General features: G+C 41.0%; 14 protein-coding genes. 5 read left to right on the top strand and 9 right to left on the bottom strand.

Features of this window, described 5'->3' with window-relative positions:
- Positions 1–25: 25 nt before the first annotated feature.
- From OCV39_RS19985 to OCV39_RS19965, 5 genes are all read right to left on the bottom strand, one after another.
- Positions 26–865, bottom strand: coding sequence for an amino acid ABC transporter permease (locus OCV39_RS19985; protein ID WP_261890145.1), 840 nt, complete (start codon positions 863–865; stop codon positions 26–28).
- A 192-nt stretch (positions 866–1057) separates the two neighbouring features.
- A complete protein-coding gene (locus OCV39_RS19980) occupies positions 1058–1885 on the bottom strand; it encodes a transporter substrate-binding domain-containing protein (RefSeq protein WP_017053141.1) in 828 nt (275 codons plus the stop codon).
- 25 nt (positions 1886–1910) lie between these two features.
- A complete protein-coding gene (locus OCV39_RS19975; RefSeq protein WP_261889813.1) occupies positions 1911–2708 on the bottom strand; it encodes an amino acid ABC transporter permease in 798 nt (265 codons plus the stop codon).
- 16 nt (positions 2709–2724) lie between these two features.
- Entirely contained in the window at positions 2725–3441 is a 717-nt protein-coding gene (locus OCV39_RS19970) for an amino acid ABC transporter ATP-binding protein (RefSeq protein ID WP_261890144.1), read from the bottom strand.
- Positions 3442–3730: 289 nt separating this feature from the next.
- On the bottom strand, positions 3731–4879 hold the full coding sequence (locus OCV39_RS19965; RefSeq protein ID WP_017053138.1) for an iron-containing alcohol dehydrogenase: 1149 nt from the start codon (positions 4877–4879) through the stop codon (positions 3731–3733).
- Between the two features lie 203 nt (positions 4880–5082).
- Here OCV39_RS19965 and OCV39_RS19960 point away from each other — a divergent pair, with 203 nt between their 5' ends.
- The gene (locus OCV39_RS19960) at positions 5083–5961 is read left to right on the top strand and encodes an AraC family transcriptional regulator (protein WP_261889812.1); all 879 of its coding nucleotides are present in this window, start codon (positions 5083–5085) and stop codon (positions 5959–5961) included.
- Between the two features lie 416 nt (positions 5962–6377).
- The gene (locus OCV39_RS19955; protein WP_261889811.1) at positions 6378–9551 is read left to right on the top strand and encodes a chitinase C-terminal domain-containing protein; all 3174 of its coding nucleotides are present in this window, start codon (positions 6378–6380) and stop codon (positions 9549–9551) included.
- Positions 9552–9673: 122 nt separating this feature from the next.
- On the opposite strand, the gene OCV39_RS19950 is transcribed toward OCV39_RS19955, so the two are convergent.
- The 4 genes from OCV39_RS19950 to OCV39_RS19935 all read right to left on the bottom strand — a co-directional run bounded on the left by OCV39_RS19950 (position 9674) and on the right by OCV39_RS19935 (position 15746).
- A complete protein-coding gene (locus OCV39_RS19950) occupies positions 9674–11581 on the bottom strand; it encodes a sensor domain-containing diguanylate cyclase (protein WP_261889810.1) in 1908 nt (635 codons plus the stop codon).
- 264 nt (positions 11582–11845) lie between these two features.
- On the bottom strand, positions 11846–13594 hold the full coding sequence (locus tag OCV39_RS19945; RefSeq protein WP_261889809.1) for a formate--tetrahydrofolate ligase: 1749 nt from the start codon (positions 13592–13594) through the stop codon (positions 11846–11848).
- 241 nt (positions 13595–13835) lie between these two features.
- Positions 13836–15140, bottom strand: coding sequence for an inosine/guanosine kinase (locus OCV39_RS19940; protein WP_261889808.1), 1305 nt, complete (start codon positions 15138–15140; stop codon positions 13836–13838).
- 129 nt (positions 15141–15269) lie between these two features.
- A complete protein-coding gene (locus OCV39_RS19935) occupies positions 15270–15746 on the bottom strand; it encodes a CreA family protein (RefSeq protein WP_136995734.1) in 477 nt (158 codons plus the stop codon).
- Positions 15747–16096: 350 nt separating this feature from the next.
- Between OCV39_RS19935 and OCV39_RS19930 the strand changes: the two genes are divergently transcribed.
- The 3 genes from OCV39_RS19930 to OCV39_RS19920 all read left to right on the top strand — a co-directional run bounded on the left by OCV39_RS19930 (position 16097) and on the right by OCV39_RS19920 (position 19346).
- A complete protein-coding gene (locus OCV39_RS19930; protein WP_029203432.1) occupies positions 16097–16606 on the top strand; it encodes a hypothetical protein in 510 nt (169 codons plus the stop codon).
- Positions 16607–16673: 67 nt separating this feature from the next.
- Complete coding sequence (locus OCV39_RS19925) at positions 16674–18476, top strand: HD domain-containing phosphohydrolase (protein ID WP_261889807.1); 1803 nt, start codon at positions 16674–16676, stop codon at positions 18474–18476.
- A 189-nt stretch (positions 18477–18665) separates the two neighbouring features.
- On the top strand, positions 18666–19346 hold the full coding sequence (locus OCV39_RS19920) for an HAD-IA family hydrolase (RefSeq protein WP_253825333.1): 681 nt from the start codon (positions 18666–18668) through the stop codon (positions 19344–19346).
- Positions 19347–19392 lie beyond the last annotated feature (46 nt).

Here is a 19392-nt window from a genome sequence, read left to right as displayed (position 1 = left end):
TTGGTGCTGATCATTGAATCGATCGTTACCGCTGTAAGTAGCGCTGACTCTTTTTCTCTATTCGGCTAAAAATAAGAGAAAGTGAGAAGCACAAAATAAAATACGCAAGCCCCACAATGAGCCAAATTTCAAAAATTAACCCCGATGAGTTGGCCATTTCAGTACCGACAAAGGTAAGCTCTTGAATCGAAATCAGTGCCACAATCGAACTGTCTTTAATTAATGAAATCGTCTGTCCAGCAAGCGGTGGTGTAATGGTGGTAATAACTTGTGGTGCGATAACATCTCGGTACTTAGACCATCGTGATAACCCGAGTGTTTCTGCCGCTTCCCATTGCCCTTTTGGAACATTTTGTAAGCCCGCCCGAACAATTTCTCCGATGTAAGCGGATGAGAGCAAACCAACACAAAGCACACCTGAGATAAGGTTCTCCCACAAATAACTGGGGCCAAATAGAGTGGCTTGTAACAGGTTAATGTTCCCATCATGCTCTCTTAATAAGGCTTCTAATCCTAATAACGGAATGAGTTGGTTTGAGATAAAGAAATAGAAAATAAAGACAAAAACCAAGGGTGGAATATTTCTCACCAATTGAATGAATGCTGTTGCTGGTGCATTAAATATGACAGAGCTTGAGTGGCGAGCTAAACCTAAGAGCGTGCCGAATAGCAAGGCCAGCACCATCCCCCAAATGGTAAGGCGAAGTGTGGAGAGTAACCCTTGGAAGAAATAGGGAAGGCTTCCGTCGGCCCTTGAGGTAGTTAGTAGTTCAAAGGTTTCGGCCCAACGCCAATGGTAATTAACACCTGCAGATGAGCGGTAATATATCCATACGATAAATAAAGCTAAGATAGCCAGTAACATAGCGTCAAGTTTATTGATCTTCAAAAATGAAGTTCTATTGATATGACGTTGATGAGTTTTAGAAGAGCTCTGTAATTTTAGCTCATTCGAATTTGTCACTGGGCTACCTTATCTTTCATTGTCTTGGATAATTAAATAAGCGTAATTCGCTTGATGTTATCTTTTAGAGACGCAAAATATTTATTTTCGCGGTTACTGTTTTTGAGCAATCTGGTTTTGCCAATCCAGCGTTGAGAACCAATATTCGTAGCGCTCGCTTAACCATCCATCTTCTGTTCGTGCTTGAATCCATTGGTTAAAGAACGCTTTTTTATCGTCTTCTCCTAGGCGTACCGCAAAGGCTTCATTACCTTTTGATAAGCGTTCAGTAAATGGCAGGAACAAGGTGTTAGAATGTTTAATTGTCTCGTGCTCAGGTTTTGGACTAGAGGCAATCACCGCATGCGCATTACCATTCAGCACTTCTTGGAATGCTTGAGCATCGTCATCAAATTGAAGTATTTTTGCTTTAGGGAAAGTTTCTCGTGCTACTTGAACCGTAAAAGCACCGCGACGAGCTGCGATTTTTACGCGGCGAGAGTTGAAATCATCAAAGTGACTAAAACCATCTGCAAGTTCTTTGTTTGCCGTAAGTTGAACACCGGAGTGGGAATAGGGGGTAGAGAAGAGCACGCTTTTTTCACGCTCACTGGTGATCGACATACCACCAATGATCACATCAAACTTTTTAGCTAACAGTGCAGGTATGATCCCATCCCACGATGTCGGCACAAACTCTACTTTCCAGCCTGAATCTTTTGCAAGCCTTTTGGCTACGTCGATTTCAAACCCAATCAATTCACCTTGTTTATTACGCATTGCCCAAGGAACAAACGTCGACATACCGACACGCAGCGTTCCTCGTTGATTGATTTTATCAAGGTTAGGTGTTGTATCGGGAGTCCCGCTGTTTTGGGCGAGTGTGGGTAGGCTAATGGCCAATCCTAAAAGCGTTGTAATAGCAGTTTTAAATAGCTTCATGCTGAGAGTTCCTTTTTCTTGTCAATTACGAGCTACGCCAGTTTGCCCCGAGTCGATGCTCGAACCACGCTGAAATGCCAGATAGTGATAAAGTCAGTAAAAGATAGATTGCAGCAACAGTAAACCAAATTTCAAAGGGGAGTGCTGTTTCAGATACGATATTTCTTGCCTCGGTGGTGAGATCGAAAATAGCCATGACGCTGACGATAGACGAATTCTTGACCAGAGAAACTACTTCATTCGTCAGTGGCGGAAGTGTCTTTTGCAACATTTGCGGTAAGATAATATCCCTGTAGGTTGATAATTTTGATAAGCCGAGAGAGTGTGCGGCTTCAAATTGACCTTGAGGGATACTGTTTAATCCGGCCCTGAATACCTCTGCGGTATAAGCGCCTTGAAATAGCGCTAGAGCGAGAATGGCGGTAGAGAATCGGTCGAGCCCGATGACTGGTCCAAAGACAAAGTACAGCAAGTAGATTTGCACAAGCAGAGGAGTATTACGTATTAATTCAATGTAACTTTTTGCTAAACAGCGGCCTACAATGGAATCAGATAAACGTAATAGGGCAGCAGTCATGCCTATAACCAGTGTTGCGATTAAGCTAAGCCCTGATATTTTTAGTGTAACTAGCAAACCTTCCATTAATTCTGCTGGCCACCATTCGCCATCTTCAAAATAGAAAAGGTAATCAGGTATTCGCTGCCACTGCCATTGGTAACCCATTGCTTCTGCGCCAGAATCAAGTAACCACATCATGCCGATAATGAGCAAAGTGATTTGCAGTAAAGCCGAAAGTACGGGAGCTAAGATACGTTTAACCATCAGTTTTCCGTTACCGCTAATAGCTTAATATTTGAGTTAAGAAAGCTTGAGTCCTCGGATGCTGTGGTGAAGAGAAAAGCGCTTCCGGTGGTGCGGTCTCTAATATTTCACCTTGATCCATAAATACGACTTTGTCAGCAACTTGTCTTGCGAAACCCATTTCATGAGTTACACAGATCATTGTGATTCCCTCTTTTGCCAACTCAACCATCACATCAAGGACTTCATTGATCATTTCAGGATCGAGAGCTGAAGTGGGTTCATCAAAAAGTAAGAGGTCTGGTTTCATGCATAATGAACGTGCGATGGCGACCCTTTGCTGTTGACCACCAGACAGCTGGGCAGGATATTTATCGGCTTGTTCAGCAATGTGCACACGATTAAGAAAGCCCATAGCTAACTCTGTTGCGCCTTGCTTGCTTAAATTTAGAGTTCGCATTGGTGCTAACGTGAGGTTTTCGAGAACAGTCAAGTGAGGAAAAAGATGGAAGTGTTGGAAAACCATGCCGATTTGACCGGGTTTAATCGCTTTAGAGCCAGCTGGATGAGATAAAACCATCAACTCACCAGAGTCATAAGACTCTAATTGATTGATGCAACGTATTAGTGTGGATTTTCCTGAGCCTGATGGGCCGCAAATGACGACAATTTCACCTTTCTTAACCTTGAAGTCTATCGACTTTAACGCTTGAAAATCGCCAAACCACTTATTAAGTTGAGTAAATTCAACCATATCTTCTGATTTTATTTGCATGGTCACTTATTTTGAGACTTATGGTTATACCTTAACAATATCATTAGGTATTTGCACTTGGAAATCTGTATATAGTCTGAAATAAGTTATTGATAGTGTTATTAAAGTGCTTCTATCAATGTCGACGTTAGATTGAGTAAATCAGATGAGAATTTCGAAAATAAAAAAATCGACGAGTGTTATCTCGTCGATTTAAGTAATAATCAATTTAAACTAAACGTTGTTTACACATTGCTCTGTTTAAAGATATTCGTATAGATGTGAATAACTACAGAACCGCTTCGTTTAGAATTTCACGTGTACGTTCTAACGTAATGGCTTGGTTTTCACCAAGTTGTAAGTAACCGTGAGATTCAAGTTGGCTAACAACCGCTTCGATTGCTGATGCTTTATCATCGCCGTGATCGGTTAATTTTGTTGGAACTTCTAGGCTATGGTAGAAAGCTTCAATCTCAACAATTGTACGCTCAGCTAGATCATCACTAGCTTCAAGACCAAAGACGTTTTTACCCATTTGCTCAAGATTTCCGCGTTTTGCTTCAATTTGATTGCGTAGCAACGCAGGTTGAACAATAGCCAGTGAACGTGCGTGATCGACTTTCCAAAGAGCAGTCAGCTCGTGGCCAATCATATGTGTTGCCCAGTCTTGGGGAACACCAGTTCCAATTAAACCATTTAGAGCTTGGTTTGCTGACCACATAAGGTTTGCACGCCACATGTCGTTATCACGCTCAGCATACTGTTCGCCAAGAGTTTTTAATGAACGAAGTAGCGTTTCTGCGTAGCCATCTTGAACCATCGCACCTGTTGGGCGAGTAATGTATTGCTCACAAACGTGAACCCAAGCATCAACAATACCATTAACTAACTGACGCTCTGGTAGTGTTTTCATTACATCTGGGTCCATAACGGCAAATTTTGGTTGAACCGCCGGAGCCATGAATGCCAACTTGTCTTGAGTCGCTGCACGAGTAATTACTGCACCCATGTTTGATTCAGAACCTGTTGCAGGCAAAGTTAAAATTGCGCCAATAGGAGTCGCTTCAGTTACCTTATGTTTGCCTTCAAGAATGTCCCAGCCTTCACCAGCGTACTTCGCGGCAGCGGCAACATATTTAGAACCATCAATAACAGAACCACCACCAACAGCAAGGATGTAATCAATCGCTTGCTCTTTAACGATAGCAACGGCTTTATCTAGTGTTTCTTTTGTTGGGTTAGGTTCAACACCTGAAAATTCAACCCATGAGTGACCTTCTAAAGCTTCAGTTACTTGATCGTATACACCGTTCTTTTTGATTGAACCGCCGCCATAAATCACGAGAACTTTTTGGTCTTGTGGAATGGCAGATTTAACTGCTTCGATTTGACCTTGACCAAAATGGATAAGAGTAGGGTTTACATAAGAGAATTTCATTGCTGTGACCTCAAGTGTTTATTCGTGAGTTTGTTATAACTCAGGCTTATTCTTATGTCGTATTTATCCAACACGACTTTATACTGTGCATAATAGTACGGCATTGATGGCTAAAAAAGGCTAATTCATCCAATTTTGTTGCCTATTTCTATAATTGTCGTAATCTGTGTCTGTAGTTGACCAGAATATACGATAGGTACGGTATGAGTGAATTAGGTGCGTTAATGCAATCTTTTGTGGATCATAAAGGGTGGCATGATTTAGAAGGTATTCGTGAAACGGTGATCCCCGGAGTTCATTTTTATCGCAGCAGTTTAGGGAATCAACGTCAGCCTTTTATCTATCAATCTGGCATCATTGTAATGGGGCAAGGGCATAAGAATATTCATATAGGCAATCAACCTGTCTCCTATGGACCTGATGACTACCTAGTTGTAGGCGTTCCTATGCCTTTAGAGTGTGAAGCTTTGCCACAAGATGAAGAATCACTGCTCGGGTTAACGATCAGCATTGATTCCAAGATCCTCAATCGTATCGTTCGAAGACTAGAAGAACTTGGTTTTCAGAATACGCGGCAGTGTAAGCAAGAGAACTGCGGCCTGAAATCGGTACGGATGGAAAACGACATGTTAGAGAGTTGCAAACGCATGATGCTCGCTTTACATAACGATCTTGAAGCCAAAGTTCTTGGTGAATCTTTGTTAGAAGAGATTGTTTATCGCGCACTCACAAGCTCTGAAGGTTACGTGTTGTTTGAGCTTGCACACCATGATGGGCATTACGCACGAGTTGCAAAGGCATTAAGTAAAGTCCATAAAGAGTATTCAGATTCATTGACGGTACAAGAACTAGCAGAGGAAGCGAATATGAGTATTTCTGCTTTTCATCAGGCTTTTCGTTCTGTCACCTTAGAATCGCCACTGCAGTATTTGAAAAAAGTAAGATTGAATAAAGCCCGAGAGTTGATCCAATTTGAAGGAAAGCGTGTCAATGAAGCTGCTAGGTTGGTTGGTTATAGTAGTTCATCACAATTTAGTAGAGAATTTAAACGTCACTTCAACTCGACTCCGAAAGGTGCATAAACAAAAGTGTATAAACAAAGTATATTGCAGAATATGAGCTATAAATGAAAAGAGGAAATACAATCCATTAAATTTACTCTTTTAATGTTCTGGTTCTCTGCAATAATATCCAAAGCTTAATCGTAAAGCTGTTTTAGTTCCCTAGAAGTACTAGTCATGCTTCAACTCGAAACCACATCGAATCTGATGTGGTTTTTTATTGCAAAAAATCTTCGAAATATTTCTTATCGATGCAAAATAAGCCTCTGTTGTTGCACTGTTCACACAACATTTTGCGAGTGAATGTGTGAATCAGCATAAATCTCAGTGTTAAAAAATCTATCTAGCCTAAAGTTGCGTCACGCAGCGATTTAAGTCGTTGTCATCTTAAATATATCTTTTTAATACGTGGAACAATAAGTTAAGGGATAGGTATTATGCGTTTGAAAAACAAAGTAGCAAATACGAGTATGTTTGCACTTAGCACACTGACAGTTTCCTGCTTAATGGCTTTTAATAGCTACGCAGCCGTTGATTGTAATGCTATGGAAGTCTGGGATTCGGCAGAAGTATATACGGGCGGAGCAAAAGTTCAGCATCAAGGTAGTGCATATCAAGCAAATTACTGGAATCAAAATAATGATCCAACAAAGTTTTCTGGTGATTATGCCCAGTGGAAGTTGCTTGATGCGTGTTCAGGGACTAGCCCTGTAGAGCCTAACCAGCTTCCGACAGCAAGTTTGACATCTCCAAGTATAAATGATGCGATCACCGCTGGTGATGTTGTTCAATTGGCTGCTGATGCAAGTGATGCAGATGGAAGTATCGCATTAGTCGAGTTTTCTGTGGATGACGTTATTGTAGGCGATAGCCGCTCTGTTCCTTATTTAGCAACTTGGGCCTCAACCGTTGGAGATCACTTATTTAGCGTCATTGCATATGACGATAAAGGTGGAGTGAGCAAAGAGAGCTCTGTGTTGATTTCCGTTAATCCAGCGGCTTCTGATAACCTTCCACCTTCTGCTAGCCTTGTCCTTTCTGCTTCTCAAATCGATCTTAATTCAACCGTCACCTTGACTGCTACGGCTGAAGATTCAGACGGAAGTATTGATAAAGTAGATTTCTTTGTTGGAGGACAGCTTGTCGGAACCGCCGCAAAAGCCCCATATGCTCTTAATTATACCGCTGTCAAAGTGGGTACATTAGCAGTATATGCAAGATCGACAGACAACGAAGGTGCAACGACTGACTCCGCCATCAGTGAGTTGGTAGTGAAAGGAGATGCTGTCGCTAACACTTGCCGCCCAGATGGTTTGTATCAAACAGAGGGCGTGAATGTTCCATATTGCACGATTTATGATGACGAAGGGCGTGAAATTATGGGCGCTGATCACCCACGTCGTGTGATTGGTTATTTCACCAGTTGGCGTTCGGGGGATGATCCACAAGCCGCATACCTTGTAAAAGATATTCCTTGGGATCAGCTCACTCATATTAACTATGCGTTCGTGAGTATCGGCTCTGATGGCAAAGTGAATGTTGGGGACGTTAATGATCCAAATAATGCTGCCGTTGGCAAAGAGTGGGCTGGTGTTGAGATCGATCCAAATCTAGGTTTCAAAGGCCATTTTGGTGCGCTTGCGACTGCAAAACAGAAGCACGATGTGAAAACGCTTATCTCAATTGGAGGATGGGCTGAAACAGGAGGACATTTTGGCACCGATGGTAATAGAGTCGCAGATGGCGGATTCTATACTATGACGACGAATGCTGATGGTTCGATCAATAAACAAGGGATCGAGACATTCGCAACCTCTGCTGTTGAAATGATGAGAAAGTATCGCTTCGATGGTCTAGATATCGATTACGAATACCCAACGTCTATGGCGGGAGCGGGTAATCCTGATGATAAGGCATTTATGGAGCCACGCCGACAGTATCTGTGGGCTTCTTATCAAGAGTTGATGAAGGTGCTGCGTGAAAAATTGGATGTCGCTTCTGCGCAAGATGACCATCATTATATGTTAACAATTGCCGCACCGTCTTCCGGCTATTTGTTGCGTGGGATGGAGACATTTGATGTCACTAAGTACCTTGATTACGTCAATATTATGTCTTATGACTTGCACGGTGCGTGGAATGATCATGTTGGTCATAATGCTGCTTTGTATGACACAGGCAAGGACTCTGAACTCGCACAGTGGAATGTCTACGGAACGGCAGCTTATGGTGGGATTGGCTATCTAAATACAGACTGGGCCTACCACTACTTTAGAGGTTCAATGCCTGCGGGACGAATCAATATTGGCGTTCCATATTACACTCGTGGCTGGCAGGACGTTACCGGTGGTGATAATGGTCTATGGGGCAGAGCGGCACTTCCTAATCAAGCTGAGTGTGCGGCAGGGACAGGAGAAGGTGAGAAAAACAATTGCGGTAATGGTGCAATTGGTATCGATAACATGTGGCACGATACCGATGCGAAAGGGAATGAGATGGGCGCGGGATCCAACCCGATGTGGCATGCTAAAAACTTAGAGAAAGGTATTTGGGGCTCTTATGCCGATGCATATAAGCTTGATCCTGTTAATGATCCCGCGGATAAATTTGTCGGTTCTTATGCTCGCCACTATGACAGTGTAGCCGTAGCCCCTTGGTTGTGGAATGCAGAGAAGGGCGTATTCCTTTCAACGGAAGATAAACAGTCTATCGATGTGAAAGCAGACTACGTTATCGATAAAGAGATTGGCGGCATCATGTTCTGGGAGCTCGCGGGAGACTATAACTGTTATATCCTTGATAACGCAGGAAATCGCACTGGCATTGATACTACTGAGCAAGCGTGTACAAGTGGTAATGGTGAATACCATATGGGTAACACCATGACCAAAGCAATTTATGACAAATTTAAATCAGCGACACCGTATGGAAATAAGGTTGCGACTGGCGCAATACCAACAGAAAGCGTGGATATAGCGGTTTCGGTCGGTGGTTTTAAAGTCGGTGATCAAAACTACCCAATTAACCCTAAAGTAACCTTTACTAATAATACGGGTCATGCTCTACCTGGCGGTACAGAGTTCCAGTTTGACATTCCAGTATCCGCTCCAGACAATGCCAAAGACCAATCTGGTGGAGGGCTGACGGTTATTGCTTCAGGTCACTCACGTAGTGATAATATCGGTGGGCTAGATGGCATCATGCACCGTGTTGCGTTCACATTGCCAGCTTGGAAAGAACTTCCAGCAGGTGGCGTTTATGAACTTGATATGGTCTATTACTTGCCAATTTCAGGGCCTGCGAACTACAGCGTGAATCTTAATGGTGTTGATTACGCATTTAAGTTCGAACAGCCTGATTTACCTCTAGGTGACTTTAATAACGGTAATGATGGTGATAATGGAGACAATGGTGGAACAAACCCTGGAACTTGTGAGAGCTCTGGCGTTGGAATTTACCCGGACTTTCCGCAAAAAGATTGGGCGGGAAACCCTAGCCATGTAAATACAGGCGATAAACTGATCCATCAAGGCGTGGTGTATCAAGCTAATTGGTGGACCGCTTCAGTTCCTGGTAGTGATGGAAGTTGGACGAAAGTTTGTAATGTTTAATTTCAGGTAAATTTCTTTTACTTGAAACATTCAACGAAACGTAGATGAAGCGCCTCGATTAATATCGCGGTGCTTCATTTTTATATGAGATGGATGTGGCTTGTATATGGTGGAGAACTTGATTAAGCGATTTGATCAAACTCACTACTAGAAAACAGAGCAATTTTGTTTCGACCAGAAGATTTGGCATCATAAAGAGCAATGTCAGCGCATTTATAGGTGCGCTCTGAGCTCTCGATTATGTCAGTGACCCCGCCGCTAATAGTGATTTTTTCTTCAAAATGTAGAAATACCGCAACACGTAAACGGTTCATAACGATCTCTGCTTCTGAAGTGGTTGTGTGGGGCATAATTACACCGAATTCTTCACCGCCAATTCGAGCGATAAAATCAGTTTCGCGACACTCTTTTTGAAGGATTTCTGTTACAACTTTAATCACCTTATCACCTTCATCATGTCCGAGTTTGTCATTCACTCGTTTGAAATGGTCAATATCAATGATGCCAAGACAAGACTTCGCCTGTTGAGGATAACGAACCACCCGTGCACACTCATTTTTTAATTCGAGATCAAATTTTCTTCTGTTCCAGCACCCCGCAAGTGGATCTTTTTCGCTTAAGGTTCTTAATCTATTTTCTAACTCTTTACGTTCTGTAATATCGACAAATGAGGCGACATAAAATTTAATGACATTGTTTTTGCCTGTAATGGCCTGAATTCTTAAAATCTCCGTTATCAAGGTTCCATCTTTACGCTTATTGATGACTTCTCCTTGCCACTGACCATCGGTCTGTAAATGACGCCACATATTAATAAAGAACTCTTGGTTGTGATTCCCTGAGCTAAACAGTGACGGGCTCTTACCTTTTACTTCATCTAACGTGTAGCCACTTACTCTCGTAAATTCTTGATTAACAGTAATTATACGATTATTTTTGTCAGTAATGATGACTGCGGACATTCCATTCATTGCCGCCTTGGCTATTTTACTGTCAAGACAGTTTTTCTTGTGGGTTATATTCCACACGGTAAAGGATATGGATATGAAAACCAAAATAAAGAGTAAAGCCGCGACTTGCCACTTAAAATCCTCGATATTGTTCTTATAAGCTGAGACAAAATCGTCATTTTTATGGGTCACTAGCATATAAAGAGAGTCGTCAGAGAAATCAAACGGACAATAAATCTTAGAATAGGTCGTCCACTGTTTTCCGTTAAAGTAATTGCCGCTTTCATTTGATTGAATTAAGGACCACAACTCAGGTTGAGTGACTTTGAGAGTTTCCCCTTCTCTTTCTGAAATTAAATGTCCATATGCAGTGCTTTTTTTGCCACCAAGGAGAGTGTAACCATCGCCATTGATAATGGTAGTGTATCGATTTGTAAGGTGGTGAGCATGAAGGGTTGTCGATACGATATTGAGATTAAGGTTAGCAACGAAGTACCCCAAGCGATCACCTTTAACTGTGATTGGTACGATAAAGCGTAGAGTAGGGGATAATGGTTGAGAAAATGTATTATTTTCCATTTCTAAATCAATGGAGTAAATGCCTACTTGGTTAGCTGACAAACCCGTTGCGTACTGAAAAAATTCACGGTTAGATTGATTCTGGAGGTGGCGTTCGTCAACAGGGAATGACCCTGATGAATCATAATTAACGCGCAAAACTTCCATACCATCACTGTTAATGAAGCGGAGTTTTGAAAAATAACCTTGCCCATCAGCGATAAGTGCCCAAACATCATGAAGCACTTTTATATTTGTAGAGTTCGGTTCTTGTAGTGCTTGAAGCAAGACAGTAGAGGTAGCCATGTTTTTTGTGGATGCATGGAGCCTTTTAATTAGTTTACTGAAGTCATTTGAGATGGTTTCAAGTTGATTAAAGCTAGTTTTATTTATTTCATGCGCGTGTTTTGTATAAATGTTGTCATACTCTTTTACGACATAAATAGCTGGCACAATACTTAATGCAATAAATATTAATATAAATTGATAGATTGCTTTTGATATAAATGTCAACGCTTTCACCTCACCATAGTAATGATATATGGTACATTGTTTTGCGAGCTATTCATGTGATGTTGTACGCATATATTTGAGTAAATGTGTCAGATTGTGTGGATTTATGAATGGAGTGTGGGCACTAGTATTCTTCTCGAATCCGTATTATTGGTTTTTACACTGTAAATGGACGAAATTTGCTTCAATAAAAGTAGGAACCAAAACAGAAAAGCCCCAGAGCCGAGTTGACTGCTGGAGCTTTCGTGCATGACTAGTGATAACTGAAATGGCTTAACTTAAGCCTGTAATATTACCTTCATCATCAAGATCTAAAGCCATGAACGCTGGCTTGTCAGGTAAACCTGGCATTGTCATTACATTGCCACACAAAGCGTAAATAAACCCAGCACCTGAGCATAATTTTAACTCTCTAATATGAACGGTAAAATCATTAGGAGCACCTTTTACTGAAGGATCAGTGGATATAGATAATGGTGTTTTTGCTAAGCAAACCGCTAATTTGTCAAACCCTTGTACAGTCAACTGATGCAGTTGTTTCTTGGTAAGCTCTGAAAACTCGACACTTGTTGCACCATAGCCAATTTTGCAAACCGCCATTAACTTCTCTTCAATAGATTGTTCTAGTGTATATAACGAATTGAAGCTTTTCTCATTTTCGCACGCGATTGTGACGGCATTTGCGAGTTCAATTGCACCATTTCCGCCTTTCTCAAATGCTTCACTGATCGCGACAGAAACTTGCCCATCTAATGACTCAATCATCTCTTTCAAAACATTTAGTTCTTCGTCAGAGTCTTGAGGGAAGCGGTTAATGGCGACGACAGCAGGAATACCATAACGATTGACGTTGTTAATATGCCATTTTAGGTTTTCAAATCCTGCTTCTAGTGCATTTTGGTCAGGGCGAAATAACGATTCAGGAAGTGCCGCGCCAGGGCGGAGATCGTAAAGACCCGAATTCGCTTTCAAGCCACGTAATGTTGCGACGATGACTGCACAATCAGGAGAGATTTTTGATGTTAGTGCTTTGATATTACACGCTTTTTCAAATCCCATGTCAGAACCGAATCCGCCTTCTGTAACAGTGTAATCGGCGAGTTTTAGAGCGATATTATCAGCAATAATAGAAGAGTTACCGTGAGCAATATTCGCAAATGGCCCTGAATGGATTAGCGTTGGTACGCCTTCGAGTGTTTGCATCAGTGTTGGCTCGATGGCATCCCGCATTGTTACTGCCATTGCTCCCGCGACTTGCAAATCTTCAGCGGTAATAGGTAAGCCCTCTAAATCATACGCCATAACAATATTACCAATACGATGGCGTAGATCTTTCAAATCCGCAGCAAGAGCTAAGATAGCCATGAGTTCAGATGCGGCCGAAATGTCGAATCCATCTTCGCGTTGATAGCCGTTAATCGTTTTTCCAGGTTCATTCTGACCAACGGTAATTATACGTAAAGCACGATCATTATGGTCGACAACACGCTTCCAGCAGACATTATTCGAATCAATCTTTAATGCTTTCAGTCCTGAACGTTGTTCAAATGCTTGGTAGCCTTCACGTTGTTCATGGTAAATACGAGCATCGATTGCTGCAGCTGCAAGGTTGTGGGCCGCGGTTACAGAATGAATATCACCAGTGAGGTGTAAATTTAACTCTTCCATCGGTGCTACTTGAGATAATCCACCGCCAGCGGCACCGCCTTTAACGCCAAAAACTGGTCCCATAGATGGCTGACGAATGCAGGCCATAACAGATTTTCCAATTTGGGCTAAGCCCTGAGACAAGCCGATCGTCGTGACTGTTTTACCTTCGCCAAGAGGGGTTGGCGTTATCGCAGTGACTAAGACTAATTTGCCATTAGGATTGTCTTCTAATCGTTTGATGGTTTGTAATGAGACTTTTGCTTTGTAAGGGCCATGAGATTGGAATTCAGACTGGAGAAGCCCCGCTTTAGTGGCGATCGCTTCAATGTTCGCTAATTTTGTTGCTCGACAGATATCAATATCAGATAGCATAAATGCCCCTTATTCTCACTTACTCAAGTTGCGTAATCGTTTGCGTCGGCATGATACGGCTATATTGTATTATGTAAAGAGAAAATTCTAGAGTTCTACACTATCAGAAATAAAACAATAGACTTTCTGCCTTAGATCAATATGAGATGGTTGTACCATATATTTTTCGTGTAACAATAATAAAGGCCACGTTATGTGGCCTTCATTTACATAGATAAAAGAAGTTTGATTTGAATCAGTATTACCTGTCCCAGTAAACCTCTTCCAAGCTATCTTCACGCTCTGGTAATGCACGAGCTAAGCGAGGTGAGTGTTGTGTTAACACTTCATAGCTTACGCGGTTTGCGTATTTACAAATTTGAGAGAGCGAAGAGTAGGTCAGGTAAGGCTGATCATGCTTTGATGAATTAGGAACGTTCATGCAGTGATGGCTATTTGCCGCCATATCATGAAGAAGAGCAGACAGCGCAGCATCACCCGCACCATTGGTATTTTTGATTTCAAGCGGGCCACCTAAATATGGGCCGATATGCGAGTAAACTTTTACTGGCGTCTGACATTCTTGTTTACGCATAGCACGGCTGAATTCATATTTATTGAACTCAGGTATATTACCCGGCAGCAAAGCAAGTTCGGTTTCGCGCTTAACTGAATCCTCAATATAGCCAGCCATATAAAGCCCTACAGGGCCAGAAGTACAAAGAACCAAATCAACCCAATCAAGAGCTTTGTCTGCTGCAAGAAGAGGATCTTTCTCACCAGTGAGGGCTTCACCTTCTTCTTCATTCATCGCAATGATTGAAATGTTTTCTTTGATGTACTCTTGCCACCACTCTGCGTTACCTTCAATAACCCATTTAGTTCCAAGAGTTAGAACAACAGGTACATTCTGGCTTTTCGCGAGTTCAATAGCACGAGCAACAGCTTGTGGCATTGGGTCTTCAGGCTTACCACGCATTAGGTATGAAGATACAACCAATGCAGATGCTTTTTCGAATACATCTTCAGGAATACTATCTGGGCGAAGTTGATTCATTTCACCTTCATTGATTGCGAATGTTCGTTCGCCATCTTGAGAGATCAATGTATAGCAACGACCAATTGAACCTTCAACGGTTTGAAGATTATTGAGGTTCATGCGTGACGATGTGCGGCAAAGATAACGGTAGGCAAAAGAACCGACTTCGATATTACGCGACATAACCCCAAGTAGAACGGACTTGCTATCTGCGAGTACTGAGTAGTTGTGCAGTGTATTACCAATTGTATCACCAGGGTACTGATGTGTAATAAGACCGCGTTCAACGAGCTCATCGTATAAAGCATCCGCTTTGCTCTCTTCTAAGACCAAAGAATGTCCTTTACTCAATTCGTACTTAGCAAGGAACTCATCATCTACACGAGCTTCAATATCGACAATGGTTTGACCAACACCAACAATAATCGGGCGATACAATTTTGGAGCTTGTTTCATCTGATTGACAAGTGGATCACGAGTGTGTGTTGGGAAATAATGCTTAGATTTACGCTGACCGGGAAACTTCATGATGAATAAAGGGGGCTTAGAAAATTTTCTGGATCATATCACAAAAGGGCAAAAGTACTTTCATTTTTATTACATATAGATGCGGTTGGTTATCTTACAACCAACCGCAAGAGAGATCATAAAAACAAGCTATTGAACATTTGAAGCCACAGTTGGTTCAGTATAAGCCTTCGTTCCCCAAAGTGGGACAGTCGAAAGGCTGTGTTTGAAACTACCGTCTGTTTCTTTCGTTGTATAAGACAAGTAAAGTAAAGTTTGGTTATCAGCATCATAGATACGTCTTACTTTCATCGATTTGAAAAAGATACTTTTCGATTTTTTGAAGACAACTTCGCCGGATTTACTTTTATCAATTTGCGCGATCATATCAGGGGTAATGTCACCTGTTTGACGGCAAGATATTGAGCTGTCACTCGGGTCAGCGAGGCTAAAATCAGCTTCGATAGAGGCAATATGGCAAGTTACGCCTGTCACGATATCATCTTTGAGATTTTCTATTTTGATGTCTTTCATTGTGAAGAGGCCGAGAGATACGTCACCCACTTCGTTGTCAGAGCAGCCAACCAAAAAAACAGAAAGGCCAAGAGCGAATAGAATTTTCTTCATCATAAATCCTTAGATTTGAACTAGATTAATATATCTTACCACATTGGAGGTCGTCGATTTACATTAACCAAAAAATTGAAAGCCTTAACCTCAACAGTTGAGTCTAGTCCAGTTTTAGAGATAAAAACCTGCTATGGTGTTGCCACTGAGCGTAGATGCAATGTAGATAAGGTACAAAACGATGAAGATAAAAGTGTTAGTTATAATTATGAGTCTTTGTGCTCTTTCTGCGTGTAGCTCAGCCCCAAAATCAAATTTATGCATACCGAAAAGCTGTGATATCTGGGGGTAATACGGCTTTTTCTTTCGTTAAATTGCAGCAATTTAAACAATTATTGGTAATTAAAAGAATGAATAAAACCACGCCAAACATCGTAGAAAAGAAAAACCACTGGTTACTTGGGCAAGTCGATGTGGACTTTCCAACATCAGAAAGCTTGTTGGGTAGAGATCTGTATGTAAAAAGCTTAGAAACTAAACATTATCAAGAGCTCGATACCATGCTTAGCCATGGGGATGATGTGGTTGATGAGATCTACTTGGTTGATTTTCATCGGCTGACGATTATGTTTTCTATAATCCAGTCTAAGAAATGGAAATTGGATCGCGACCAATCCAATATTATTGAATTTCTTACTCAGATTATTCTATCTTCTGATCATGAACTGTATGTTGGCTTTAAGTCCGGTGAGCCTGTGGCTGCGGCAATGGTTAGTTGTGATGATATTGAATGTCTCATATCAGATTTAGCATGGCACAATGATAATGAAGATGACATCGAGAAATTTACTTACCAGCTTTGGCGTTATTGGAAACAAAGTCACACTAATGATTGTGAAGTGTGGGTAGAGAAGCAGTAAAGGCTAGTAACAATTGTAATGTTTGAAGTATCATTAAAGTTCTCCCTCTAAAGTGGTACTTCAAAAAATGTCATTTGTATTGAAAATGAGTTTGTTGGCTTTTTTCAGTGCATTTTCTATGTTCCTTCAAGCTAATGAAGTGAATCAACTTTTAGAAGCAGCCAAAACTGTTGAGCATCCCTTCAAGCGGATCCTTATCATTCACTCATATGATCCTTCCTATCAGTGGACTCGTGATTTGCAAAATGGGATCGATAAAGCTCTGTCTTTAGCATCAACACCTGTCAAAGTATCAGTTGAATATCTTGATACGAAAAGAATTAACACCAATGATTACTATCAAGAATTAGAGCGTTACTTTAGAGTTAAATACAATGCATACCCATTCGATGCAGTAATCGCAACTGATGATAATGCTGTTCGTTTATTAAATAAAACGAATATCATCCCCAATAGAACGATTCCAATTATTGCTGTAGGCATAAATGACTTATCAGCACGATTAGATTCCGTCTCTGATTATACTGCAACTCTTTATGAGCGAGATAATGTCGAAGGAAATATATCTGAAATAATAAAACTCAGAAAAGATATAAAGAATATTTATTATTTATCGGACAGAAGTACGACCTCGGAGTTAATTAGAAATAAGGCTTTACCGATTATATCTAATCTACCAGACGTCAATCTCGTCGAGGTGAGAGATCAAACGTTGAATGCTGCAGGGGATTTACTGTCAACAGTGTCGCCTGATGATGCAGTGATATTAACGCATTTTAATACAGAATTAGATAAAGGCATCTACCATACTTATGAGAATATCTCATCTGTGATTGGTAAGAAAAGTGCTGCCCCAGTTTTTGTCTTTTGGGATTTCTATATTGATAACGGTATTTTGGGGGGGTACGTGAACCATTCCGAAAATATGGGTGTAGAAGCGGTTCAAGCTCTTGATCAGTATATTCCTATGAACTTTACTAAAGCTCTTCGCTTCCCTAATGTCAACCTTCCCACATTTGATTATGAGGTTATGATTAAGTTCGGGATAGAACAGGATCTATTGCCTAAATCCGTTGTCATTTTAAATAAGCCAAAATCATTTCTTGAAGATAATTTCAGATTACTTTTAGGTGCTGGGATTATTATTATTTCTTTGTTTCTAGTTATCATTACACAATCTGTCATGCTGAGACAAAAGCGTGAACTGGCAAAGAAGAACTCAAAAATTCTCTCTCTTCAAAAACGTACCGTTGGCGTACAAAAAGAGATGATCCATGTTCTAGGCGAAGCGATTGAAACTCGTTCTGGTGAAACGGGCAATCATGTTAAGCGTGTGGCAATTTTGTCTGCTCTGTTGGCCAAGCTGAAAGGTTTGAGCCATCGTGAAATTGAGATTATCGAAATCATTAGTCCTATGCACGATGTTGGAAAAATTGCCGTACCTGAAGCTATTTTAGACAAGCCAGGCAAATTGACAGCGAGCGAGTGGAAGATCATGCAGCAACATACCACGGTAGGCTTCAATCTGCTGAAGACGAGTAATGGTGACTTAACGAACTTAGCTGCCATTATTGCCAATGAGCATCATGAAAGGTGGGATGGTAATGGATATCCTCAACAAAAGTCCGGGACAAATATTCATATCTTTGCTCGTATCACTGCGATTGCCGATGTTTTTGATGCACTTCTAAGTCAACGTTGCTACAAAGATGCTTGGCCTATCGAGAGAGTCGTTGCATGGTTTGAAGCTGAACAGGGGTTGCAGTTTGATCCTGATTTGACCACTTTGTTGCTCGAAAACATCGAGGAGTTCGTCAAAATTCGAAATACCTACCCAGACGGTAACTCGAAAATCGTAAACGCAGTATAGAATATTTATTTGATGTTAGTATTTTCGTCAATATTTCACCTGAACGATCAATTTATTGCTCAATACAGTGACCAATATTCTATTTTGTAAAGCAAAACTTGGTCTCAAGATAAATCTGTTAGCTATGCACAGAATCATGCCAATGAATGAAATAGTATATAACTTAATGTTCGAAATATAGGGCAAGTTATGACTAAGAGAGCAATGCCAAGTTCAATAAAGTGTGTCATTTTCGATTGTGATGGAACGCTAATCGATAGTGAAAAGCTCTGTTGCCAAGCACTAGTGAATGTATTTACTTCATTTGGGGCAGAGTTAACTCTTCATGAAAGTATCGAGCATTTTCAGGGTGGAAAATTGGCAGATATATTATCTGAAACTAATGCTCGTGTTGGTTTAAATATTTCATTAGATGTTTTAGAACCAATGTATCGAGAGCAAGTTAGCCTCTTATTTCAAGCCGAGTTGAAGCCAATGAATGGCGCTAGATCACTTATTCAATTTTTAGAAAAAAATCAAATTGAGTTTTGCGTGGCATCAAATGGACCAAAAGATAAAGTGCAATATTCACTCTCTTTAACGGGTCTACTAGATAGTTTTGATGGGAAAATATTTTCAGCGTTTGATACCAATAGTTGGAAGCCAGAACCTGACTTAATTATGTATTCTGCGATGAGTATGGGTTTCTTACCATCAGAATGTCTGTACGTTGATGACACAAAAAAAGGCGTGCAAGCAGGTGTTGATGCCGGAGTGAAAACAATCCAGCTATGTAATGGAATGTCTGCAACAAAAGTTGATTTGCCAAGTGTCACACACATCCATCACTTAGGTGAAATTGAGAGTTGGATTAGTGATACACACTGTTAGATAGATATACATATGTGTGTTGGCGTTGATGCTGAAAATGGTGATG

The sequence above is a fragment of the Vibrio cortegadensis genome (assembly GCF_024347395.1).
Lineage (GTDB): Bacteria > Pseudomonadota > Gammaproteobacteria > Enterobacterales > Vibrionaceae > Vibrio > Vibrio cortegadensis.
The sequence above is the reverse complement of the archived record's forward strand: the minus strand, read 5'-3'. Positions and strand labels throughout refer to the sequence as shown.